This is a genomic window from Serratia sp. TSA_198.1 (assembly GCF_052686505.1).
Map to the genome: position 1 here is coordinate 48,399 of NZ_JBQZFP010000004.1, position 21,676 is coordinate 70,074.

The window sequence follows — 21,676 nt, forward strand, 5'->3', positions numbered from 1 at the left end:
TCTTACTGCGCCTGAACCCGCAGCTCGGCTGCGGAACGACTACGGTGACCCAACAATGCTTTGACATCACTGGACTTCGGCTTGACCAGAGCGAACTTCGGCGCCCATTCCGGCCAGTTAGCCAGAATCTCTTCCCCGCGCGCAGAACCGGTCGCTTGCACGTGTTCGGTAATCAAACCGCGCAGGTGCTCCTCATGAATGGCCAGTTGCTCGACATCCAAGACTTCCACCAGCTCCGGGTTAACGCGTTTGCGGAACACGCCATCTTCATCCAGCACGTAAGCGAAGCCGCCGGTCATACCTGCGCCAAAGTTGATGCCGGTTTTACCCAGCACGCAGACGATGCCGCCGGTCATGTATTCACAGCCGTTATCACCAATGCCTTCAACTACGGTGATAGCCCCGGAGTTACGCACCGCGAAGCGCTCGCCCGCACGGCCTGCAGCGAACAGCTTGCCGCCGGTGGCGCCGTACAGACAGGTGTTGCCGATAATGCTCGCTTCATGGCTGCGGAAGGCAGAACCAATCGGTGGGCGTACGGCGATACGGCCGCCGGCCATGCCTTTGCCGACATAGTCGTTGGCGTCGCCGGTCAGGGTCAGCTCAACGCCGCCCGCATTCCATACGCCGAAGCTCTGGCCAGCGGTGCCGGAGAAATAGGCCTTGATCGGGTCTGCTGCCATGCCCTGATCGCCATGTACGGTAGCAATAGCGCCGGACAGGGTGGCACCCACTGAACGGTCGGTGTTACGGATATCGAAGTAGAAGGTCTTGCTCTGCTTCGCTTCGATATGCGGTTCCGCCTGCGCCAGCAGATCTTTGTTCATCGACCCTTTGTCGAACGGCGGGTTGCTGCTTTCGGTGCAGTACAGCGCCTTGCCTGGATGCGGCGTTGCGGTTTTCAGCAGCGGCGACAGATCCAGTTTGTTCTGCTTGGCGGAGATGCCGTCCAGCTCGGTCAGGAACTCAGTGCGGCCAATCAGATCAACCAATTGGCTGACACCCAGCTGCGCCATGATCTCGCGGGTTTCACGCGCGATGAACTGGAAGTAGTTGGTGACGCGTTCCGGCAGGCCGTGATAGTGATCGCGGCGCAGTTTTTCATCCTGAGTCGCCACGCCGGTTGCGCAGTTGTTCAGGTGACAGATACGCAGATATTTACAACCCAGCGCTACCATCGGGCCGGTGCCGAAGCCGAAGCTTTCTGCGCCGAGGATCGCCGCTTTGACGATATCCACGCCGGTTTTCAGGCCGCCATCCACCTGCAGGCGGATTTTGTGGCGCAGGCCGTTAGCCACCAGCGCCTGCTGAGTTTCCACCAGGCCCAGTTCCCACGGGCAGCCGGCGTATTTCACCGACGACAGTGGGCTGGCACCGGTACCGCCGTCGTAGCCGGCGATGGTGATCAGATCGGCATAGGCTTTCGCCACGCCGGTAGCGATGGTGCCGACGCCCGGTTCGGAAACCAGTTTCACCGAAATCATCGCCTTCGGGTTGACCTGTTTCAGGTCGAAAATCAGCTGCGCCAGATCTTCGATCGAGTAGATGTCATGGTGCGGCGGTGGAGAAATCAGGGTTACCCCCGGCACCGAATAACGCAGTTTGGCGATATAAGGCGTCACTTTATCGCCAGGCAACTGGCCGCCTTCGCCCGGTTTTGCCCCTTGCGCCACTTTAATTTGGATCACGTCGGCATTCACCAGGTAGGCCGGCGTCACGCCGAAACGGCCGGATGCCACCTGCTTGATGCGTGAAACCTTGTTGGTGCCGTAACGTGCAGGGTCTTCGCCGCCTTCCCCGGAGTTGGAGAAACCGCCGAGGCTGTTCATGGCGATGGCCAGCGACTCGTGGGCCTCCGGGCTCAATGCGCCGATAGACATTGCCGCGGTATCGAAGCGTTTGAACAGCGATTCTGCGGGTTCAACCTGGTCGACCGGGATCGGCGTGCCTTGCGGCGTAATGGCCAGCAGGTCACGCAGCATGGCGACCGGGCGTTCATTCACCAGTTTGGCATAAGCCTGATAGTCGCTGTATTTGCCGCTGTGTACCGCAGTTTGCAAGGTGCTCACCACGTCAGGGTTGTACGCGTGGTACTCGCCGCCGTGAACGAACTTCAGCAGGCCGCCTTGTTCCAGCGGTTTGCGTTTCAGCCAGGCGCGCTTGGACAGGTTCTGCAAATCCTGCTGGAAGTCGTTGAAGCTGGCGCCGCCGATGCGGCTGACTACGCCCTGGAAGCAGAGATCGGACAAATCACGATGCAGGCCGACCGCTTCAAACAGTTTGGCGCAACGGTAAGAGGCGATAGTCGAGATGCCCATTTTGGACATGATCTTGTACAGGCCTTTATTGATGCCGTTGCGGTAGTTCAGCATCACGTCGCGGTATTTCTTGTCGATCGCCTGAGTATCTACCAGTTTGGCCAGCGTTTCGTAGGCCAGGTACGGGTAGACTGCGGTCGCGCCGAAGCCCAACAGCACGGCGAAGTGGTGCGGATCGCGGGCGCTGGCGGTTTCAACGATAATGTTGGCGTCGCAACGCAGGTTTTTCTCTACCAAACGGGTCTGAATCGCACCTACTGCCATCGGCGCAGGCACCGGCAGACGGTTGGCGGCGATGGCGCGATCGGACAGCACCAGCAGCACGGCGCCATCGCGAACTTTACGTTCCGCTTCGTCGCACAGGGCGCGGATGGTTTGCTCCAGATCCTGCACCGCAGGATCGAAGGTCAGATCGAGCGTGTCAGCGCGATAATATTCGCCTTCCAGCGTGGTGAGCTGCTTGAAGTCGGAGTACAGCAGGATCGGCGATTTGAAGCTCAGGCGGTGCGCCTGGCCTTCGGCCTCGCAGAACACGTTCATTTCGCGGCCGATGCTGGTCGCCAGCGACATCACATGCGCTTCGCGCAGCGGGTCGATAGGCGGGTTGGTCACCTGCGCGAACTGCTGGCGGAAATAATCGTAAACGATGCGCGGACGGCTGGAGAGCACGGCGAACGGGGTATCGTCACCCATCGAGCCGGTAGCTTCCTGGCCGATCTCGCCCAGCACGCGGATCACCTGATCCAGCTCTTCGCTGCTGTAGCCGAACTGTTTCTGGTAAGTCTCGAGCTGCGAGTCGTCGAGCTCACGGCTGCCGACCTGATCTTCAGGCAGATCCTCGAACGGCACCAGACGCTTGACGTTCTTTTCCATCCACTCTTTATACGGGTGGCGGCTTTTCAGGTCGTCGTCAGTTTCGGCGGAGTGCAGGATCTTGCCGCTGCGGGTGTCGATCACCATCAGCTCGCCTGGGCCAACGCGGCCTTTTTCCACCACTTCATCCGGCTGGTAATCCCAGATGCCGACTTCGGAGGCGCAGGTGATCAGTTTGTCTTTGGTTATGACATAACGCGCCGGGCGCAGACCGTTACGGTCCAGGTTACAGGCGGCGTAGCGGCCATCGGACATCACGATGCCTGCTGGGCCGTCCCACGGCTCCATGTGCATCGAGTTGAAGTCGAAGAAGGCACGCAGATCGGTGTCCATGTCCGGGTTGTTCTGCCAGGCCGGCGGCACCAGCAAACGCATGGCGCGGATCAGGTCCATGCCACCTGCCAGCAGCAGCTCCAACATGTTGTCCAGCGAGCTGGAGTCGGAACCGGTTTCGTTGACGAAGGGGGCGGCGGTTTGCAAATCCGGGATCAGCGGCGTCTGGAATTTATAAGTACGGGCGCGCGCCCATTGGCGGTTGCCGGTGATGGTGTTGATCTCACCGTTGTGCGCCAGATAACGGAACGGCTGCGCCAGCGGCCAGCGCGGCACGGTGTTGGTGGAGAAACGCTGGTGGAACAGGCAGATGGCCGATTCCAGGCGCAGGTCCGCCAGATCGAGATAGAAACGCGGCAGATCCGCAGGCATGCACAAGCCTTTATAGATCGTGACCAGGTTCGAGAAGCTGCAGACATAGAAGCTGTCGTCCTGAACACGCTTTTCGATACGGCGACGCGCCACAAACAGGCGGCGTTCCATATCGCGCGGGCGCCAGCCAGCCGGGGCGTTAACGAAGATCTGTTCAATGCGCGGCAGGGAAGAGAGGGCGATCTCACCCAAAACGTCCGGGTTGGTCGGCACTTCACGCCAGCCGACGACCGACAGCGTTTCATTTTGCAGCTCTTCTTCCACAATGCGGCGGCTGGCACGGGCTTCCTCTTCGTTCTGGCTGAGGAACATCATGCCAACGGCGTAGTTCTTGGCTAAACGCCAGCCGCGCTCTTCTCCAACCATGCGGAAAAAGCGATCGGGCTTTTGCAATAACAGGCCGCAACCGTCGCCAGTCTTGCCGTCAGCAAGGATTGCGCCACGGTGCTGCATTCGGGCCAGCGCGTGAATAGCAGTTCGCACCACCTTGTGGCTAGGTTCGCCTTCTATGTGGGCGATTAGGCCGAAACCACAGTTGTCCCTCTCAAGGGATTTATCGTACAACATATCAGTGAACCTCCCCAGGCTCTGCGTGACTCTTACAACCAACTGCGAGGGGGCTTCCCAACGTCAGGCGGAAGTCCAATCAGCAAGGTTAATATCGCCGATCTGCTTTTCCGCCCTCCATCAATGGCCTCTCGTGACGGTTCTCACAAGTGGTGAATGACTTGTTTTAAGAGGGAGTCTTAAATAACTGCATAAATATGACGAGACGTTTGCCCGTCCAGAAAGCTTCCAGCGGACTTCCAACTTAGCGAGAAAGAATACGCAGGTCAAATATAGGCTTAAGAGCGTTTTTTATTGAATTATTGTGGGTTATCTTTTTGAAAAATAAATATTTTTACATGAATTTACGGTGGTGGCGAGGAGCATCAGGGCTCGAGGAAATGTGAGCTGTCTCACTATAGTGCAACCTCTGAATCTCTGCACCATGCTAGTGCGGGCGGTAATGTCAGAATTTTATTCTATTAAGTTATGCTTTCTTGTTATTTGTAACTATTTTTAATCGCTTTGTCATACAGGCGTTAACGGTTAGGGGAGAATAAGAAAAATTCATCTTGGCTCGGGTGATTTTATTTGCATTTATAATGAATAGTTATGCCTGGTGAGGCCTTGAAGGGAAAGCGTTGATCTCTGTCATCGCGGGAAAAGCCGTTTCTTATTAGCATCACGGGCTTTGAGTACAGAGAAAGCCAAGATTATGCAGTTGCCGCAATTAGTCAATATGTTTGGCGCCGATCTCCAGCGTCGGCACGGCGAAAAGATTCATAAACTCACGCTGCACGGCGGTTTTAGCTGCCCAAATCGCGACGGTACCCTTGGCCGTGGCGGTTGTACCTTCTGCAACGTAGCCTCTTTTGCCGACGAGCAGATGCAGCGCCAGAGCATTGCCGAACAGCTGAGGGTGCAGGCCGGCAGGGTCAACCGCGCAAAACGTTACCTGGCCTACTTTCAGGCCTATACCAGTACTTATGCAGAAGTGAGCCTGCTGGCGGACATGTATCGGCAGGCGCTGGCGCAGGCCGATATGGTCGGGATCTGCGTTGGCACGCGGCCGGACTGCGTGCCGCCCGCCGCGCTTGATTTGCTGGCGGGCTACCTTGAACAAGGTTATGAGGTTTGGCTCGAGCTGGGCCTGCAGACGGCACACGATAAAACGCTGAAGCGCATTAATCGCGGCCACAATTTCTCCTGTTACCAGCATACCGCCCGATTGGCGCGCGAACGTGGGCTGAAGGTATGCAGCCACCTGATCGTCGGGCTGCCGGGGGAAAGCTCGGCCGATCATCTGGCTACGCTGCGGCAGGTGGTGGACAGCGGCGTGGACGGTATCAAGCTGCACCCGCTGCATATCGTTACCGGCAGCACTCTGGCGCGTGCCTGGCAGGCCGGGCGCATGCCTGAATTGGCGCTGGAGGAGTACGCCGCCAGTGCCGGGGAGATGATCCGCCATACGCCGAAAGAGATTGTCTATCACCGCATCTCCGCCAGCGCCCGTCGACCGACGCTGTTGGCACCATTATGGTGCGAAAACCGCTGGAACGGCATGCAGGCGGTCGGCGGCTACCTGCAGCGTTATGGCGGACAGGGCAGCGGATTGGATGAAAAGCGGCAATATCGCCCTTGATCGCTGTTTTGATTTGCAAACTTTCCCACACTTCGGTGTTTGCTTCCTTATCTCACCGAGGTTTTACGGTATGATTTAACCGATTCTGTCTGATGGGAGCCGCTATGAAGCAAATCCGGGTATTAGCCCAGTACTACGTTGATTTAATGGTGAAACTGGGGCTGGTGCGCTTTTCGCTGCTGCTGGCTTCGGCGCTGGTGGTACTGGCGATGGTGGTGCAGATGGCGGTGACCATGCTGCTGCGCGGCGAGGTGGAAAGCATCGACGTGGTGCGTTCGATCTTCTTCGGCCTGCTGATTACGCCCTGGGCGGTGTACTTTCTGTCGGTGGTGGTCGAGCAACTGGAAGAATCCCGCCAGCGCCTGGCGCGTCTGGTCGATAAACTGGAAGAAATGCGCCACCGCGATCTGGAGCTGAACCAGCAGCTTAAAGACAACATCAGCCAGTTGAATCAGGAAATCGCCGACCGTATCAAGGCGGAGCAAGATCGCCAGCAGGTGATGGACAAGCTGACGGAAGAGATGGAGCAGCGCGAATTGGCGCAGATTGAGCTGGGTCAGCAATCGGCGCTGTTGCGTTCGTTCCTCGATGCCTCCCCCGATCTGGTGTATTACCGCAACGAAGACAAAGAATTCTCCGGCTGTAACCGGGCGATGGAGCTGCTGACCGGCAAAAGCGAAAAGCAGCTGATCGGCCTGACGCCGTTTGACGTCTACAGCCAGGAAATCGCCGAAAAGGTGATAGAAACCGACGAGAAGGTCTTTCGCCATAACGTCTCCCTGACTTACGAACAGTGGCTGGTTTACCCGGACGGGCGCAAGGCCTGTTTTGAGCTGCGCAAGGTGCCGTTTTACGATCGCGTGGGCAAACGTCACGGGCTGATGGGCTTTGGCCGCGATATAACCGAGCGTAAGCGCTACCAGGACGCGCTGGAGAACGCCAGCAGGGACAAGACCACTTTCATCTCAACGATCAGCCACGAGCTTCGTACGCCGCTTAACGGCATCGTCGGGCTGAGCCGCATTCTGCTCGATACCGATTTGAACGATGAGCAACTGAAATACCTGAAGACCATCCATGTCAGCGCCATCACGCTGGGCAATATCTTCAATGACATCATTGAGATGGACAAGCTCGAGCGGCGGAAAGTGCAACTCGACAACCAACCGGTGGATTTTACCGGCTTCCTGGCGGATCTGGAAAACCTCTCCGGCCTGCTGGCGCAGCCAAAAGGCCTGCAGTTCGTGATGGAGCCGCAATCGCCGCTGCCGCAGCAAATCATCACCGACGGCACCCGCCTGCGGCAGATCCTGTGGAACCTGATCGGCAATGCGGTGAAGTTTACCCCGCACGGGCAGATTGTGGTGCGTGTGCGGCGTGAAGAGCAGGATCGACTGGTGTTTGAGGTGGAAGATTCCGGCATGGGTATTCCACAGGACGAACAGGACAAGATCTTCGCCATGTATTATCAGGTGAAAGATCAGCACGGTGGCCGCCCGGCGACCGGCACCGGCATCGGGTTGGCTGTTTCCAAGCGCCTGGCGCAGAGCATGGGCGGCGATATCACCGTCAGCAGCGTACAGGGGCACGGTTCTTGCTTCACCTTGACCATCAATGCGCCGGCGGTGCAGGAGGCGGAAAGTGAGACGCGTGCCGAGGAGGATCTGCCGTTGCCGGCGTTGCATATCCTGCTGGTGGAGGATATCGAACTGAACGTGATTGTGGCGCGCTCGGTGCTGGAGAAGCTCGGCAACAGCGTGGACGTGGCGATGAACGGCACCGACGCGCTGGCGATGTTCGATCCGGACGAGTTTGATCTGGTGCTGCTGGATATCCAACTGCCGGACATGACCGGGCTGGATATCGCCCGGGTGCTGCGCGAGCGTTATGCCGGGCAAACGCTGCCGCCGCTGGTTGCTTTGACCGCCAACGTGCTGAAAGACAAAAAAGAGTATCTCGACGCGGGTATGGACGATGTGCTGAGCAAGCCGCTTTCTGTACCGGCGTTGACCAAGGTCATTAAACATTACTGGGATCATCAACCCTCTCACACCACAAAGAAAACGGAGCAAAAGGCGATGCAGATTAATGAGTCGTTACTGGATACCACAATGCTGGAACAGTACATGGACCTGGTGGGGCCGCAACTGATTCATCAGAGCCTGGAGATGTTTGAGCAGATGATGCCGGGCTATCTGGCGGTGCTGGAGTCCAATATGACGGCGCGTGACCAGAAAGGCATCACCGAAGAAGGGCATAAAATCAAGGGCGCTTGCGGGTCGGTTGGCCTGCGTCATTTGCAGCAGCTTGCACAGCAAATTCAAACCCCGACGCTGCCGGCGTGGTGGGATAACGTGCAGGACTGGGTTGATGAGCTCAAACAGGAATGGCGCAACGATGTACAGGTACTGCGTGAGTGGGTTGCGAACGCTGAAAAAAAATGACCCCGACCTAGGCCGGGGTGCGCGAATATTGCGCCAACACCAGGGAAATTGTGAACCTGCGTATTGGTATTCAGTGTTCTGGTCGAGCAGGTTGTAGAGAATTCCTAAACATCATACAGCCAACAACATAGCAAATGTAAGCGCTCTTGTTAGAAGATTCATTAAAATGTGTGATGTAGATTAGTGTTTGTTAACTCCGAGCACTAACCAGTTGACAGTCTCATAAGGAGTAAGGGTGATGAAAAACGTTGGCGTTGTGCTGAGCGGCTGCGGAGTTTATGACGGTGCGGAGATCCATGAAGCCGTCCTGACGCTGCTTGCGTTGGACCGGGCGGGGGCACAGGCGGTGTGCTTTGCACCGGATAAATCTCAACTTCATGTTATTAATCACTTAACTGGCGATGAGATGCCGGAAGAACGCAATGTTTTGGTCGAGTCTGCGCGTATCGCCAGAGGGAAAATTCGGCCGCTTTCACAGGCCGATGCCGGCCAGTTGGATGCGCTGATTGTACCCGGTGGATTTGGTGCGGCGAAGAACCTCAGCAGCTTCGCCAGTGAAGGGGCAGAATGCTGGATTGATAAAGATTTAGCTAAGTTAACGCAACAAATGTATAAGGCAAATAAACCAATTGGTTTTATGTGCATTGCCCCCGCGCTGCTGCCGAAGCTGCTGGATCAACAAGTGCGGCTGACCATTGGCAACGATCCGGACCTGGGTGAAGTGATTGATGCCATGGGCGGCGAGCCGGTTATTTGCCCGGTTGATGACATCGTGGTGGATATTGAAAACAAAGTGGTGACCACGCCAGCCTATATGTTGGCGAAATCTATCGGCGAGGCGGCCGACGGGATTGATAAGCTGGTTTCACGGGTGCTGGATTTGGTTGAATGAGAAAGTCCGCGGGCAAATCGATTTTTTCCCGGCCCTGGTTTTGGCTGAAACGCGGAATAATTGCCCTGGTCGGCCTGTGGGGGCTTGGGATAGCCGTTTTTGCTTTCTTGCCGGTGCCTTTTTCTGCGGTGATGGTGGAGCGGCAGTTCGGTGCCTGGCTGAGCGGCGATTTTGGCTATGTGGCGCACTCCGACTGGGTATCGATGGACGATATTTCTCCGCAGATGGCGCTGGCGGTCATGGCGGCGGAGGACCAGAAGTTCCCTGAACACTGGGGGTTCGACGTGGCGGCGATCGAAAAGGCGCTCAGCCACAACGAACGTCGCCCCACACGCATCCGCGGCGCCTCCACGCTGTCGCAGCAAACGGCGAAGAACCTGTTTCTGTGGGATGGCCGCAGTTGGCTGCGCAAGGGGCTGGAGGCCGGGCTGACCTCGGGGATCGAACTGGTGTGGACCAAGCGGCGGATCCTGACGGTTTACCTGAATATCGTTGAATTTGGCGATGGGGTATTCGGCGTGGAAGAGGCGTCGCAACGCTTTTTCAATAAGCCGGCTAAACGCCTGACCGCTTCTGAAGCGGCGCTGCTGGCGGCGGTGTTGCCAAACCCGCATCGTTTTAAAGCCAGTGCGCCTTCCGGCTATGTGATTCAACGGCAGCAGTGGATTATGCGCCAGATGCGGCAGTTGGGTGGGGAAGGTTTTCTGAAAGAAAATAATCTGGATTAGCGCGCCGGGATAAAGGCATCAGGCCTACCCCGGCGCAGCGGGTTATTTCACGAAGGTAAAGGCGGTGGTGACGTGTTTCACGCCGCTCACCTGGCTGGCGATCTGCGCGGCCGACTGCGCTTCTTGTTGCGTGACCAGGCCCAGCAGGAATACCTCACCGTTTTCGGTAGTGACCTTCACATTGGATGATTTCACCGTGTCGCTGGTGAGCAACTGCGAGCGCACCTTGGTGGTGATCCAGGTATCGGAGGACGCAGTGCCGAGGCTGATTGGCGTCCCTTGGCGGATCTCGTTATACACTTCGGCCGTGCCTTCGACGCCCATCGCTATTTGCTTGGCGCGGGCGGCGAGGTCGGTGCTCGGCGACTGGCCGGTCAGCAATACCTTACCCTGATAGGCGGTAGCAACCACCCGGGCGTCTTTCTTCAACTGTTGATCTTTACTCAGGGCGTTTTCAACCCGGGCTTCCAGCGTGCCGTCGTCTACCTGAGTGCCTACGCTGCGTGGGTCGGTGGCGCTCTTGGTGGCGACAGCCGCGCTGCCGACGACAACGCCGGCGATACAGCCTTGTAACAGCAGGGCGCTGGACAGCACTGCAAATGTGGCTTTCAGCTTCATCTCAGTTCCTTATTCGTCCTGGTGGGGAAACAACGTACTATCTATCAGGTCGCATAGGCAATTTACTGTGAGCATATGCATTTCCTGAATACGAGCACTGCGATGCGATGGGATACGGATCTCGACATCCTGTTGACCGAGCAAACCGGCCAACTCCCCGCCGTCGTAACCGGTGAGTGCGACAATCGTCATGTCACGCGTCACTGCGGCTTCGACCGCTTTCACAATATCACGGCTGTTGCCGCGGGTGGAAATTGCCAGCAAGACATCGCCGGCATGGCCGAGAGCGCGCACCTGCTTGGCATAAACCTCATCGTGCAGGCGATCGTTGGTGATCGCCGTCAGCACCACGTTATCGGCATTCAGCGCAATGGCCGGCAGGCTTGGGCGCTCGGTTTCAAAGCGGTTGATCATGCTGGCGGCGAAATGCTGCGCGTTGGCCGCCGAGGTACCGTTGCCGCAGCACAGAATTTTATTACCGTTAAGTAAGGATTGAACCAGCGTCATCGCCGCACGCGAGATGGCGTCGGGCAAGGCTTCCGCCGCCGCAATCTGGGTTTGGATGCTTTCGGTAAAACAGGCTTTAATTCTATCCAGCACGTTGTATTAATCCACTAAGTCAAAGGGCCGGTCTGCACCGGTAAACCATGATTAATCCGCATTGAAGGCGTTGGGTATCCATTCTAACTGGCTACCGGTGATGGCCAAAACATCAAAACGGCAAGACGATGTGTCAAAGCTGGCTCCGCGCCCCGCCAACCAAACGGCGGCGGCATGCAGCAACCGCTGCTGTTTACGGTAAGTCACGCTGGCGGCCGCACCGCCAAAGGCGTCGCTGCGGCGGTAGCGGACTTCAACAAACACCCAGGTTTGACCATCGCGCATGATGAGATCGAGCTCACCGCCGCGCAGCGTAACGTTGGCGGCGAAGAAGGTGAGCCCGGCGCGTTCCAGATAGCGGCGGGCCTGTAACTCATAGCCCGCCCCCTTGGCGCGTTGACTCAAGAGACGGGAACCACCATTCCCTGACGGTATTGCAGCCAAGGCAGTTTCCTGTTGATCACGCAGCTTGGTGAAGCGGTCAGCATGCCGGTGGTACCGGAGACCTGGAAGCCGGGCAACTGGCGCATTTCAGCAAAGTGATTGGCCAATGTCCAGGCATCCATCCCCATGGCGTACAGACGCACCAGCGAATAGTCGTTGCGGAACCGGCTGCTCGCCTGCTGCAACAGCTGCGGGTTGGCGCCGGCCAGCAACGGGATATCGCTGAACTGCAGGCCTTCCATTTCCAGACGGAAGTCAGGGCCTGCACCGGCCTGGTAGCTACGCGAGCTGGCGTACATTGCCGGTTTGCTGCGCGAGGTGGTGGCCATGTCGATCATCGGTTTGATCAACGTCAGCTGGGACTGGGTTGCCACGATGTAGACGGCATCCACGTTGCCGCCGGATTCGGCAGGCACATCGCTTGGCGGCGCCGGAATGGTCAGCCCGGCAATGGTCACGGCCTGCGGAGCCGGTGCAGCGGAAATCGGCGTGCCGCTCATGCGGATGCCGCCGCTGTTCACCGCCTGACGCAGTTCGCCGGCAGAGCCGATACCTTGTTGCAGCACGGTCTGGCCGCCCAGTTTTTGCCATTCCTGATTAAAGGCTTTGGCAACGCGATCGCCGAACGAACCGCGCGGGATCAGCAGCAGCGGCTGGCGCTTTTGTTGTTCCCAAATGTGGCGGGCAGCGTCGCGCGCTTCGTCTTCCGGCGACAGGGCAAAGTAACAGATGTTCGGATTGTCTTTCGGCGTTTCCGGCTGATTGAGCGCCAGCACGTTCAGCGTGGTATTGCTGCCGGACAGTTGATCGACGTTCTCTTTCAGCAGCGGACCCACCACCAGCGTTGCGCCGTCTTGCTGTGCCTGTGTCAGTAGCGCGGCCAGCGGTTGGCTGGTGGTATCATACACTTTAATTTGCGCATTGGTGGCCTGCGGCGGCGTAATCTGCGCATTGGACGGCGTAGAAGGCTGAGCCGCGGTCACGGGCGCGGCATCCGCAGACGGCGCCGAGGTACTTACCGCACCGTTGGCATTGGCGTCCGCAGGGGCTGCTGCCTGAACGGGATTGTTGGCAGGTTGCTGCTGTTGCTGTACCTGCGCCGGTGCGGCCACGCCGTTTTTCGCCGCTTCAAAACCTTGTTGGATCGCATCGGCGAACACTTTTGCCTGGCCGTTCAGCGGCAGCAGCAGGGCGATTTTGGAGGTGGAAGCCTGGGTAAAGTTCAGCACCTGGTTCAGCTGCGTCGGCAACGTTTTCGCCGCCGGGTTCTGCGGGTAACGGTTTTGCCAGTCCTTGATGCCGGCCTTCAGCAGGTCGGGATCCTGCTTGTTGTCCTGATAGACACGCAGCAGATCCAGCCAGCCTTGCAGCACGTTTTCATTGGCGTTGATCACCAGACTGTTCATGTCCTGCGGCGTCAACTGCAGCAGCGCCTGCCAGGTTTGATCCAGATTGGTTTGATGAGCCTTGCCGGTCAGCAGCGGTTCTTGCGCAACGTAGGCGCGGATCAGCGGCAGAGAGGGTTTACCCTGATTGGCGGCGATCTGCGCCTGGTAGAATCGCACCAATTGGTTAGCTGACAGTGAACCGCTATCCAGATGGCCCAGCGTGCTGCGGGCGCTCACATAGCTTTTGTTCGCCACCTGCAGTTCTGCGGTCAGCAACTGGCGTTCAACCTGCTGAACGCTGCTGAGGTTTTTCGGCAGTTGCTTCAGTTGTTCACCGGCCTGCGGCAGTTTTCCTTCACGTAACAGCGCGCGAATAGCAAGTAATTGCCAGTCAGCCTTGTTATCATCGCTGCTTTGTTGCAGCTGCTTCAGATAGTAATCGGAGCTGGCGCTCGCTTCGTCCTGTATATTGGCGGGCGGCGTCTGCGGGGCCTGACTAGGACAGCCTGCAAGGAACAGGGCTGCCGCGATCACTGCGGTAAGTCGGACAGGCTTTGAACGCCCTGCTTTGGTACGAACGAATGTTGAGGAAAGCATACTGTATCCAGTGATGTTTTTTTCAAGATGCTCAATATTAAATCGGCAACCCGGATGAAACAATGAATCAACACCAACAATCAGTCATTTCTGCATCAACGCTGTATGTGGTGCCCACTCCCATCGGTAATTTGGGGGATATTACCCACCGTGCGTTAGAGGTACTGAAAAGCGTTGATCTGATTGCGGCCGAGGACACGCGCCACACCGGGTTGCTGTTGCAACACTTTGCGATTAGCGCGCGGCTGTTTGCGCTGCATGACCATAACGAACAGCAAAAGGCCGACCAACTGCTGGCGAAACTGCAGGAAGGCCAGAGTATTGCGCTGGTTTCCGACGCCGGCACCCCGTTGATCAACGATCCCGGTTATCACCTGGTGCGCCGCTGCCGCGAAGCCGGCATTCGCGTGGTACCGCTGCCGGGAGCCTGTGCGGCAACCACCGCACTGTGTGCCGCCGGCGTTGCTTCAGACCGCTTCTGTTACGAAGGGTTCCTGCCGGCGAAAACCAAGGGGCGTAAGGATACGCTGATGGCGCTGGCAGAGGAACCGCGCACGTTGATTTTCTACGAATCCACCCACCGTTTGCTGGAAAGTTTGCAGGACATGGTCACCGTGTGGGGGCCGCAGCGCTATGTAGTGCTGGCGCGTGAGCTGACCAAAACCTGGGAGTCCATCACGGGTGCGCCGGTGGGTGAGCTGCTGGCCTGGGTGCAGGAAGACGAAGTGCGTCGCCGTGGCGAAATGGTGCTGATCGTCGAAGGCCATAAGCCGCAGGATGACGCATTGCCGCTGGAGGCGCTGCGCACGCTGGCGTTGCTGCAAAAAGAATTGCCGCTGAAAAAGGCGGCGGCGTTGGCGGCGGAAATCCACGGCGTGAAGAAAAATGCGTTGTATAAACACGCGTTAGAGCAACAAGAACAGTAAAGCGGTTGACCTGCCGTGAGCGCGACGCTACTATCCGCGCCGGAGTTGACCAGACAGTCGCCGCTTCACTGCCGTCCCTTTCGGGGGAGACAGGTGGAGGGGAGGAAAGTCCGGGCTCCATAGGGCAGGGTGCCAGGTAACGCCTGGGAGGCGCAAGCCTACGACTAGTGCAACAGAGAGCAAACCGCCGATGGCCCGCGCAAGCGGGATCAGGTAAGGGTGAAAGGGTGCGGTAAGAGCGCACCGCGCGGCTGGCAACAGTTCGTGGCACGGTAAACTCCACCCGGAGCAAGGCCAAATAGGGGTTCACATGGTACGGCCCGTACTGAACCCGGGTAGGCTGCTTGAGCCAGTGAGCGATTGCTGGCCTAGAGGAATGACTGTCCACGACAGAACCCGGCTTACCGGTCAACTCCCTCTATAAAGAAAACCCCGCGTGACGCAAGTTACGCGGGGTTTTTTCCATTGGTATTCAGCGAGTTCGACATGTTGCACTCGCTTGATTCACACCGGTAAATCAATCAGCAGCGCGCGCAGCGGCGTTTCGGCGCGGATCGTCAGGCGGTTCTCTTCATGGATAAAAGCCCCGTCGCCGCAGGTCAAGCGTTGGCCTTCGTTACGATCGCCATTGGCTTCGATGGTGCCGTGGATCGACTGCAGGTAAGCCCGTTGCCCGTTCAGCGCAAACGTCTGCTGTTCGCCCGGCTGTAAATCCAGATGATGGATCCACACCTGCTGGCGCAGTTGCAGGCTGCCCTGGGCGCCGTCCGGTGACGCCAGCAGCGTCGAGCCGTTATCCGGCAGCGTCAGACGCTGTACTCGATCGTTGTTGCGCTCCGGGCAGGCATCCAGCCACAGCTGCAGACGGGTCAGCGGCGTATCGCTGCTGACGTTCTGTTCGCTGTAACTCAGCCCTGGCTGCGTGGCCAACAACAAGGCTTCACCGGCCTTGGCGCGCACGGTATTGCCGTCGTTGTCGCGGTATTCGGCTTCCCCCTGCAAGATCAGATTCAGGATATCCACGCTGGGATAGGTGCGTGGCTGGAATGACGCTCCCGGCGCCAGCACCTCCTGGTTCAGCACCCGCAACGAGGCGTAGCCCATCAGCTTGGGATCGAAGTAATGTCCAAAAGAAAAGGTGTAGCGAGCCTGCAGCCAACCAAAGTCAGCTTGCCCGCATTGTTGTGCTGTTCTGCATGTAATCATGGCAATCGGCTCTCTAAATTCATTATCCAAATGGTAAGCATCTGGACGCCGGATTGTTAGCCAGTTAATCTGGTCGGCATATTCAAATTTCCTGACAGAGAGATTCGATGGCCAGAGATCGGGCGTTAACGCTTGAAGCGTTAAGGGTTATGGATGCGATCGACCGACGTGGCAGCTTTGCTGCGGCAGCCGATGAACTGGGGCGTGTGCCCTCGGCGCTCAGCTACACCATGCAAAAATTGGAAGAAGAATTGGACGTGGTGCTGTTCGATCGCTCCGGCCACCGCACCAAGTTCACCAACGTTGGGCGCATGTTGCTGGAGCGCGGGCGGGTGCTGCTGGAGGCGGCAGACAAGCTGACCACGGATGCCGAAGCGCTGGCGCGCGGTTGGGAAACTCACCTGACCATCGTCAGCGAAGCGCTGTCGCCGGCGAGCAAACTGTTTCCGCTGGTCGACAAGCTGGCGCTGAAGGCCAATACCCAGGTATCGATTTTTACCGAAGTGCTGGCCGGTGCCTGGGAGCGGCTGGAGCAAGGGCGAGCCGATATCGTCATCGCTCCGGACATGCATTTCCGTGCTTCCTCGGAGATCAACACCCGCAAGCTGTACAAGGTGATGAGCGTTTACGTCGCAGCGCCGGATCACCCCATTCATCTGGAGCCGGAACCCTTGTCCGAACTGACTCGCGTGAAGTACCGCGGCATTGCGGTGGCGGATACAGCCCGTGAACGGCCGGTATTGACCGTGCAGTTGTTGGATAAACAGCAACGCCTGACGGTCAGCACCATTGGCGACAAGCGCCTGGCGCTGCTGGCCGGCCTGGGCGTGGCGACCATGCCTTACCCGATGGTGGAAAAAGACATTGAAGAAGGGCGGCTGAGGGTGGTAGGGCCGGAATACAGCCGTGAGGCCGATATCATCATGGCCTGGCGGCGCGACAGCATGGGGGAGGCGAAAGCCTGGTTCCTGCGCGAAATCCCACGGCTCTTCGCCCAGCAGGAACGGCAGTAACCGGACTGTGTGCCGCTATTGATTGCCTGATCGCCAACGGCCCGCAAGTGCAAGCACGGCGGGCGGTTTTATTGTTCCCCCTGACCGCTAAAGAAAGGGGGAAATGGGCTAACCGAAACGTTTGTCGCGGCCGTGCGGCTCGTCCAGATCCTGCGCCGGCCCGATGGAAATAATGCCGTGCGGATTGAGAGTGGTGTGGCTACGGTAATAGTGGTTGCGGATGTGCGGTAGGCTAACCGTTTCGGCGATGCCTGGCATTTGGTAGATGTCGCGCAGGAAGCCGTACAGGTTGAGATAATCGCTGATGCGGCGTTTATCGCATTTAAAATGGGTGACATACACCGGATCGAAGCGCACCAGCGTGGTCCACAGACGCAGGTCGGCCTCGGTCAGGCGATCGCCGGTCAGGTAACGGTGTTGGCCCAGGATCTGCTCCAGCCGCGCCAGTGCGTCAAACAGCGCATTCACCGCTTCGTCATAGGCTTCCTGACTGGTGGCGAAACCGGCCTTGTAGACACCGTTATTCACCTGGTCATAAATCCAACCGTTCAGCTCATCGATTTTGCCGTGCAGGTCGTTGGGATAATAATCCCCTGCGCGAGCGCCGACGCCATCAAATGCACTGTTGAACATGCGAATGATATCGGCAGATTCATTGCTGACGATGGTCTGCTGCTGTTTGTCCCACAGTACCGGCACCGTCACGCGGCCGGTGTAATGTTCATCGGCGCGCAGGTAAAGCTGATAGAGAAAGTCTGAGTGATAAAGGCTGTCGCCGGTCGTTTCAGGGAAGTCCTGGCCGAAGGTCCAGCCGTTTTCCAACATCAGCGGATGCACCACGGAAACCGGGATAATCTGCTCCATCCCCTTCAGTTTACGCATCAGCAACGTGCGGTGCGCCCAAGGGCAGGCGAGTGAAACGTACAGGTGATAACGGTCTTTCTCCGCTTTAAACCCTCCGGTGCCGTGTTCGCCCGGTTGGCCATCTGCAGTCACCCAGTTGCGGAACTGAGAGGTTGAGCGTTTGAAACGGCCTCCGGTAGATGATGTGTCATACCAGATGTCTTGCCAAACGCCATCGACGAGTTGTCCCATGATGATCTCCTTCGTGTCCGAGTGAAAAAGCAGAAGGGTCCGGCATGCCGGACCCCTGATTCGGTATTAGAAGCTTACCACTTTTTGTTCAAAATACGGTCGATGCTGAAACCGCCTGGGCCGGCAACGGCCAGTACGATATAGCCACCGGCGATGGTCAGGTTCTTCATGAACATCAGCTGGTTTACGCCTTCCGCAAAGTTAGTATGGAACAGTACCGCGGTCAGAAGGGTGAAACCGGCAGTGAACAGCGCCACGGTGCGGGTCAGGAAACCGAACAGAATCGCCAGGCCGCCACCGAACTCCAGCAAGATGGTCAGCGGCAACAAGAAGCCAGGTACGCCCATCGATTGCATATACTGCTGGGTGCCGGCATAGGCGTCGCCCATTTTGCCGTAACCTGCCACGATAAACAGGATTGGCATCAGAATACGAGCAACCAGCAAACCTGTATCTTCTAATTTTTTCATCATCAACTCCAAAGTGATTTTTAGTTCGCCAGTCTTGGCGTTTACCGCTGTTAGCGGGCGGTATGCCGGGTCTCTGACCCTGTCCTGCCCGTTACGTGTTTGATGGAGTGAATGTTAATCGGGAAGTGATTCCGTTGTTAGCAAGTAAAACTGTCGTATTTTTTCAAAAAAACTGAATCTGTAGCCTGCTAACAAATGATGGCGAATCAGAAAGTTACCCAGCCGTTATCGACAGAAGGAATAAATTTCTGTGAAAAACGGGGCATAACGACGGAAGAGTTGAAGAAATCAGTAGGGCTATTTGGTAGAAAAAGTTTTCTGGATCAATCGGATAGTGCCAAAGGCACCAAAAGCGCGACGTGACCAGCGAATCAGTTTGCTTGGATGGCGGATACCGTAAAGCGCCATCACGCTGGAGCCGACGACCAGGTATTTGCGCAGACCGAAAAGAGTTTGCCAACCGCGATCGATGCGCTCGGTTTTTTCCAGCCACAGGGTTTTGTTGTCGGCCAGATCCAGCCGTTGTTGCTGGATCTGCCGAATCAGTTTCTCTTTTCTCCATTCCAGGTAGCGACGGCGATTCATTTTTCACCCTCCAGCTCGGAACGGTCGATCTCCAACTGTTTGCGTGTAGCGCCCAACAGGGTGGAGCGGCGCGCTTTGACCAGCGTCCAGATGGCGCCGAAAATAGCCAGGAACAGCAAGATGCCCGTGGTGGCGCCTAACGCCATCAGGCGGTAGATAGGGTCAATGGCCCAGAAAATCAGGATCAACAGGCTCATCAGGCCAAATGCGGTGAATAAAAGGGTCATACCGGCCATGATCAGCAACTGAATGAGGTTGGCTTTCTCCTCTTCCAGCTCGACAACCGCCAGGCGCACCCGCGTTTCAACCATACCCACCAGAATGGTGATGATGCGCTGGCCGACATCCAGGACCCCTTTGGCGGGGCCCTGTGCACGAACTTGTGGTTGTTCTGCCATAATTAGCGGCGCGCTAACAGAACGCCCAGCACTACGCCAACCGCAGCGCCGATACCGATACCTGTCCACGGATTATCACGCACGTAATCATCCGCCTGGCCGGCGATTTGCTTGGTCTGGGAAGCAATTTTGTCCCCGGCGTCGCTCAGGCGAGCGCGGGTATCTTTCAATACGTCTTCAGCTTTGGAGCGCAGCTTTTCCAGCTCGGCTTTTGGTTTATCGGTGGAAGAGTTCAGCACTTCTTCCAGCGTATCGGCTAAGGATTTAAGTTCAGCGCGTAAGTTTTCTGCATTTGAATCATGTGCCATGTGATTATTCCTTAACGTTAACTTCGACAGACTTTCAACATAGCGGATTTTTTCGCCGGAGCAAAGGGTGAATGAGTAGCCGATATCACTAAGTATTCATTCTATATGCAGTAAAAATCCCGCATGACGCGGCTCTCAGCGATAAATCCGCTGGTGTAAAAAAATTATTCCGCCTGGGCCTGTTTAAGCTCAGCCTGTGCTTCCGTCAGTTTTTTCTGCTTCTTGGCAACTTTATCCAGGTTGCCGGTTTGCTGGGCTGTTTTCAGCTCTTGCTGACGTTCGGCGACCTTGCTTTGTTTCTCTTCGATTTTTTTCTGGCGATCGGCCTGCAGGCTCGCTTCGGTACAGTTCGTCTGTACTTCACTCAGCGCCTTTTTCAGCCCGGCTATACGGTTATGATTGCCATGTTGGGTGGCGTAATCAATCTGCTGCTGGATGTTTTGCGCTTTGGTCGCACAACCGCCTTCGGCGGCAAATGACAGGGCCGGCAATGCACATAACGGGAGGATCAGTAAGAGTGAGTGGCGTAATTTCATGCTATCGGTTCCTTGTTAATGGGACGCATTGGCACGCATCCGCTTTTCCTGACTGCTTGCAAAAGCAGTGCGACAGGAGTTTACGCAGCTAGCTTTCAGCATAGCCTTGAATCGCGCAGACCCCAAAGAATCAGCCGCAGTTCGATGGCGATTGGCGATTAATTGAACGGGGCGTAAAAACGAAAGGAAAACCCTTCATTCGAAGGGGTATTATCCCAGATTGAGCGGGGCGCGTGCAAATTCACGGACCCAATGGCTTGGAACAGGGGATTCGCTCAGAGCGATGATATAACCCGGCGGTAAAATCGTTTGCAGCGCTTCGCGCGCCAACAGCTGCTGTTCCGGTGAATCCAGACGGATCACCAGACCATCGCCTTCGGGGGTAATGCTTTTGATGCGAATACCGCGCTCATCCAGCCGCTGATAGACAAAAAAGCCGTCAGGCAACGAAAGGCCTTGCTGGCCGGCGCGGATGCGCAGCTCGCTTTCGGTGCGCACCATACAGGGAACCAGCAGCGTCGCCAGCGCCAACAGGGCGAGTGCAATCAGCAAAACATACTGCCAGCGCGGGCGCTTTGCCATCACGCCCCTTTCCCCTGATTCTGGCTGTCGGCGCGTTTCTTGCGCCACAGCACGATCAGCGATCCCACCAGCCCAACCACCAGCAGCACCAACGGCAGCAGCATCAGGCAGAACATCAGTTGGTCTTCGTACTTGCGGAACACCGGGGTTTTGCCCAAAGCAAAGCCCAGTGACGTCAGGATCACCACCCACAGCAGACCGCTCATCCAGTTAAAGAATTGGAAACGGGCATTACTCAGGCCGGAGAGACCGGCAATGGTAGGCAACAGGGTGCGGACAAACGCCAGGAAACGACCGACCAGCAGGGCGGAAAGCCCGTGGCGGTGGAACAATTGGTGTGCGCGCTGGTGATAATGCGCCGGCAGATGCGACAGCCAGCCCTGCACCGTTCGCGTATTGCCCAGCCATTTGCCTTGTATGTAACTGACCCAGCACCCCAGACTGGCGGCAACGGTCAGGATCAGGATGGTGAGCGGGAAATTCATGGTGCCTTTGGCGATCAAAACGCCTACCAGGATCAGCAGGCTGTCGCCGGGTAAAAATGCTGCCGGCAGCAGGCCGTTTTCCAAAAATAAAATCAGAAACAGCAGGACATAAAGCGTCCAGACCAGCGATGGGTTCGCCAGCGTCTCAAAATCCTGCTGCCATAAGGCATGTAACAGTTCTTTAATGATGTCCATCCGGTGTTCCTAAAACGTCATTGTTTGTCTTTATCTCAGCGGCGGATCAGAAGTGGGCTGAAAGCGCGCGGGCGATCCTGGC

At 57.1% G+C, this 21,676-nt stretch carries 20 protein-coding genes and 1 other RNA gene; 7 read left to right on the forward strand and 14 right to left on the reverse strand.

What is annotated here, in order from left to right; translation table 11 throughout:
- Positions 1 to 2: 2 nt before the first annotated feature.
- Positions 3 to 4,463 (reverse strand): glutamate synthase large subunit, encoded by a 4,461-nt coding sequence (gene gltB / locus ACUTSW_RS17575; RefSeq protein WP_445584969.1) that lies wholly within the window; start codon positions 4,461 to 4,463, stop codon positions 3 to 5.
- 694 nt (positions 4,464 to 5,157) lie between these two features.
- On the opposite strand from gltB, the gene ACUTSW_RS17580 reads away from it, so the two are divergent.
- The 4 genes from ACUTSW_RS17580 to mtgA all read left to right on the forward strand — a co-directional run bounded on the left by ACUTSW_RS17580 (position 5,158) and on the right by mtgA (position 10,148).
- On the forward strand, positions 5,158 to 6,084 hold the full coding sequence (locus ACUTSW_RS17580) for a TIGR01212 family radical SAM protein (RefSeq protein WP_006328250.1): 927 nt from the start codon (positions 5,158 to 5,160) through the stop codon (positions 6,082 to 6,084).
- 104 nt (positions 6,085 to 6,188) lie between these two features.
- Positions 6,189 to 8,528, forward strand: coding sequence for an aerobic respiration two-component sensor histidine kinase ArcB (gene arcB / locus ACUTSW_RS17585; protein WP_445584970.1), 2,340 nt, complete (start codon positions 6,189 to 6,191; stop codon positions 8,526 to 8,528).
- Between the two features lie 238 nt (positions 8,529 to 8,766).
- The gene (gene elbB, locus ACUTSW_RS17590) at positions 8,767 to 9,420 is read left to right on the forward strand and encodes an isoprenoid biosynthesis glyoxalase ElbB (protein WP_197929469.1); all 654 of its coding nucleotides are present in this window, start codon (positions 8,767 to 8,769) and stop codon (positions 9,418 to 9,420) included.
- Positions 9,417 to 10,148 (forward strand): monofunctional biosynthetic peptidoglycan transglycosylase, encoded by a 732-nt coding sequence (mtgA, locus tag ACUTSW_RS17595; protein ID WP_006328238.1) that lies wholly within the window; start codon positions 9,417 to 9,419, stop codon positions 10,146 to 10,148. Before elbB ends, mtgA begins: the two co-directional genes overlap by 4 nt.
- Before the next feature lie 42 nt (positions 10,149 to 10,190).
- Here the strand turns inward: mtgA and dolP are convergent, their stop codons facing one another.
- The 4 genes from dolP to ACUTSW_RS17615 are packed head-to-tail and all read right to left on the reverse strand — an operon-like array spanning position 10,191 to position 13,795.
- Positions 10,191 to 10,766, reverse strand: a complete 576-nt coding sequence (gene dolP / locus ACUTSW_RS17600; protein ID WP_004948464.1) for a division/outer membrane stress-associated lipid-binding lipoprotein — start codon at positions 10,764 to 10,766, stop codon at positions 10,191 to 10,193.
- A gap of 9 nt (positions 10,767 to 10,775) precedes the next feature.
- Entirely contained in the window at positions 10,776 to 11,366 is a 591-nt protein-coding gene (gene diaA / locus ACUTSW_RS17605; protein ID WP_004948462.1) for a DnaA initiator-associating protein DiaA, read from the reverse strand.
- A gap of 51 nt (positions 11,367 to 11,417) precedes the next feature.
- The gene (locus ACUTSW_RS17610) at positions 11,418 to 11,771 is read right to left on the reverse strand and encodes a YraN family protein (protein WP_004948459.1); all 354 of its coding nucleotides are present in this window, start codon (positions 11,769 to 11,771) and stop codon (positions 11,418 to 11,420) included.
- Positions 11,768 to 13,795, reverse strand: a complete 2,028-nt coding sequence (locus tag ACUTSW_RS17615) for a penicillin-binding protein activator (RefSeq protein WP_445584971.1) — start codon at positions 13,793 to 13,795, stop codon at positions 11,768 to 11,770. Before ACUTSW_RS17615 ends, ACUTSW_RS17610 begins: the two co-directional genes overlap by 4 nt.
- 62 nt (positions 13,796 to 13,857) lie before the next feature.
- On the opposite strand from ACUTSW_RS17615, the gene rsmI reads away from it, so the two are divergent.
- Both rsmI and rnpB read left to right on the forward strand, forming a co-directional pair.
- A complete protein-coding gene (gene rsmI / locus ACUTSW_RS17620) occupies positions 13,858 to 14,721 on the forward strand; it encodes a 16S rRNA (cytidine(1402)-2'-O)-methyltransferase (RefSeq protein ID WP_013814662.1) in 864 nt (287 codons plus the stop codon).
- Between the two features lie 41 nt (positions 14,722 to 14,762).
- An RNA gene (gene rnpB, locus ACUTSW_RS17625) (RNase P RNA component class A) lies at positions 14,763 to 15,141 on the forward strand.
- An 84-nt stretch (positions 15,142 to 15,225) separates the two neighbouring features.
- Here rnpB and ACUTSW_RS17630 read toward each other — a convergent pair.
- Complete coding sequence (locus ACUTSW_RS17630; protein WP_062868811.1) at positions 15,226 to 15,927, reverse strand: pirin family protein; 702 nt, start codon at positions 15,925 to 15,927, stop codon at positions 15,226 to 15,228.
- A gap of 107 nt (positions 15,928 to 16,034) precedes the next feature.
- Between ACUTSW_RS17630 and ACUTSW_RS17635 the strand changes: the two genes are divergently transcribed.
- Complete coding sequence (locus tag ACUTSW_RS17635; RefSeq protein WP_004948447.1) at positions 16,035 to 16,940, forward strand: LysR family transcriptional regulator; 906 nt, start codon at positions 16,035 to 16,037, stop codon at positions 16,938 to 16,940.
- Between the two features lie 108 nt (positions 16,941 to 17,048).
- Here the strand turns inward: ACUTSW_RS17635 and ACUTSW_RS17640 are convergent, their stop codons facing one another.
- From ACUTSW_RS17640 to ACUTSW_RS17675, 8 genes are all read right to left on the reverse strand, one after another.
- The gene (locus ACUTSW_RS17640; protein ID WP_445584972.1) at positions 17,049 to 18,035 is read right to left on the reverse strand and encodes a glutathione S-transferase family protein; all 987 of its coding nucleotides are present in this window, start codon (positions 18,033 to 18,035) and stop codon (positions 17,049 to 17,051) included.
- A gap of 74 nt (positions 18,036 to 18,109) precedes the next feature.
- On the reverse strand, positions 18,110 to 18,505 hold the full coding sequence (locus ACUTSW_RS17645) for a DoxX family protein (protein ID WP_006328232.1): 396 nt from the start codon (positions 18,503 to 18,505) through the stop codon (positions 18,110 to 18,112).
- Positions 18,506 to 18,802: 297 nt separating this feature from the next.
- Positions 18,803 to 19,090, reverse strand: coding sequence for a YqjK-like family protein (locus tag ACUTSW_RS17650; protein WP_445584973.1), 288 nt, complete (start codon positions 19,088 to 19,090; stop codon positions 18,803 to 18,805).
- Positions 19,087 to 19,488, reverse strand: a complete 402-nt coding sequence (locus tag ACUTSW_RS17655; RefSeq protein WP_062868808.1) for a phage holin family protein — start codon at positions 19,486 to 19,488, stop codon at positions 19,087 to 19,089. The genes ACUTSW_RS17650 and ACUTSW_RS17655 overlap by 4 nt, the downstream gene beginning before the upstream one ends.
- A gap of 2 nt (positions 19,489 to 19,490) precedes the next feature.
- Positions 19,491 to 19,796 carry a DUF883 family protein gene (locus ACUTSW_RS17660; protein ID WP_062868807.1) on the reverse strand — a complete coding sequence of 102 codons (306 nt, stop codon included), beginning with the start codon at positions 19,794 to 19,796 and terminating at the stop codon, positions 19,491 to 19,493.
- Positions 19,797 to 19,960: 164 nt separating this feature from the next.
- Positions 19,961 to 20,332 (reverse strand): DUF1090 domain-containing protein, encoded by a 372-nt coding sequence (locus ACUTSW_RS17665; protein ID WP_445584974.1) that lies wholly within the window; start codon positions 20,330 to 20,332, stop codon positions 19,961 to 19,963.
- A gap of 210 nt (positions 20,333 to 20,542) precedes the next feature.
- A complete protein-coding gene (mzrA, locus tag ACUTSW_RS17670) occupies positions 20,543 to 20,914 on the reverse strand; it encodes an EnvZ/OmpR regulon moderator MzrA (protein ID WP_062868805.1) in 372 nt (123 codons plus the stop codon).
- Positions 20,914 to 21,594, reverse strand: a complete 681-nt coding sequence (locus ACUTSW_RS17675; RefSeq protein WP_004948426.1) for a DedA family protein — start codon at positions 21,592 to 21,594, stop codon at positions 20,914 to 20,916. The genes mzrA and ACUTSW_RS17675 overlap by 1 nt, the downstream gene beginning before the upstream one ends.
- Positions 21,595 to 21,676: the final 82 nt, after the last annotated feature.

What these genes read in the sequence shown, in the direction of transcription:
- ACUTSW_RS17645 (WP_006328232.1), bottom strand. Translation starts at nt 18,505, where the DNA reads ATGAAAAAATTAGAAGATACAGGTTTGCTGGTTGCTCGTATTCTGATG.
- ACUTSW_RS17665 (WP_445584974.1), bottom strand. Translation starts at nt 20,332, where the DNA reads ATGAAATTACGCCACTCACTCTTACTGATCCTCCCGTTATGTGCATTG.
- ACUTSW_RS17650 (WP_445584973.1), bottom strand. Translation starts at nt 19,090, where the DNA reads ATGAATCGCCGTCGCTACCTGGAATGGAGAAAAGAGAAACTGATTCGG.
- ACUTSW_RS17640 (WP_445584972.1), bottom strand. Translation starts at nt 18,035, where the DNA reads ATGGGACAACTCGTCGATGGCGTTTGGCAAGACATCTGGTATGACACA.
- gltB (WP_445584969.1), bottom strand. Translation starts at nt 4,463, where the DNA reads ATGTTGTACGATAAATCCCTTGAGAGGGACAACTGTGGTTTCGGCCTA.
- ACUTSW_RS17675 (WP_004948426.1), bottom strand. Translation starts at nt 21,594, where the DNA reads ATGGACATCATTAAAGAACTGTTACATGCCTTATGGCAGCAGGATTTT.
- ACUTSW_RS17655 (WP_062868808.1), bottom strand. Translation starts at nt 19,488, where the DNA reads ATGGCAGAACAACCACAAGTTCGTGCACAGGGCCCCGCCAAAGGGGTC.
- arcB (WP_445584970.1), top strand. Translation starts at nt 6,189, where the DNA reads ATGAAGCAAATCCGGGTATTAGCCCAGTACTACGTTGATTTAATGGTG.
- rsmI (WP_013814662.1), top strand. Translation starts at nt 13,858, where the DNA reads ATGAATCAACACCAACAATCAGTCATTTCTGCATCAACGCTGTATGTG.
- mtgA (WP_006328238.1), top strand. Translation starts at nt 9,417, where the DNA reads ATGAGAAAGTCCGCGGGCAAATCGATTTTTTCCCGGCCCTGGTTTTGG.
- elbB (WP_197929469.1), top strand. Translation starts at nt 8,767, where the DNA reads ATGAAAAACGTTGGCGTTGTGCTGAGCGGCTGCGGAGTTTATGACGGT.
- ACUTSW_RS17630 (WP_062868811.1), bottom strand. Translation starts at nt 15,927, where the DNA reads ATGATTACATGCAGAACAGCACAACAATGCGGGCAAGCTGACTTTGGT.
- mzrA (WP_062868805.1), bottom strand. Translation starts at nt 20,914, where the DNA reads ATGGCAAAGCGCCCGCGCTGGCAGTATGTTTTGCTGATTGCACTCGCC.
- ACUTSW_RS17615 (WP_445584971.1), bottom strand. Translation starts at nt 13,795, where the DNA reads ATGCTTTCCTCAACATTCGTTCGTACCAAAGCAGGGCGTTCAAAGCCT.
- dolP (WP_004948464.1), bottom strand. Translation starts at nt 10,766, where the DNA reads ATGAAGCTGAAAGCCACATTTGCAGTGCTGTCCAGCGCCCTGCTGTTA.
- ACUTSW_RS17580 (WP_006328250.1), top strand. Translation starts at nt 5,158, where the DNA reads ATGCAGTTGCCGCAATTAGTCAATATGTTTGGCGCCGATCTCCAGCGT.
- ACUTSW_RS17660 (WP_062868807.1), bottom strand. Translation starts at nt 19,796, where the DNA reads ATGGCACATGATTCAAATGCAGAAAACTTACGCGCTGAACTTAAATCC.
- ACUTSW_RS17635 (WP_004948447.1), top strand. Translation starts at nt 16,035, where the DNA reads ATGGCCAGAGATCGGGCGTTAACGCTTGAAGCGTTAAGGGTTATGGAT.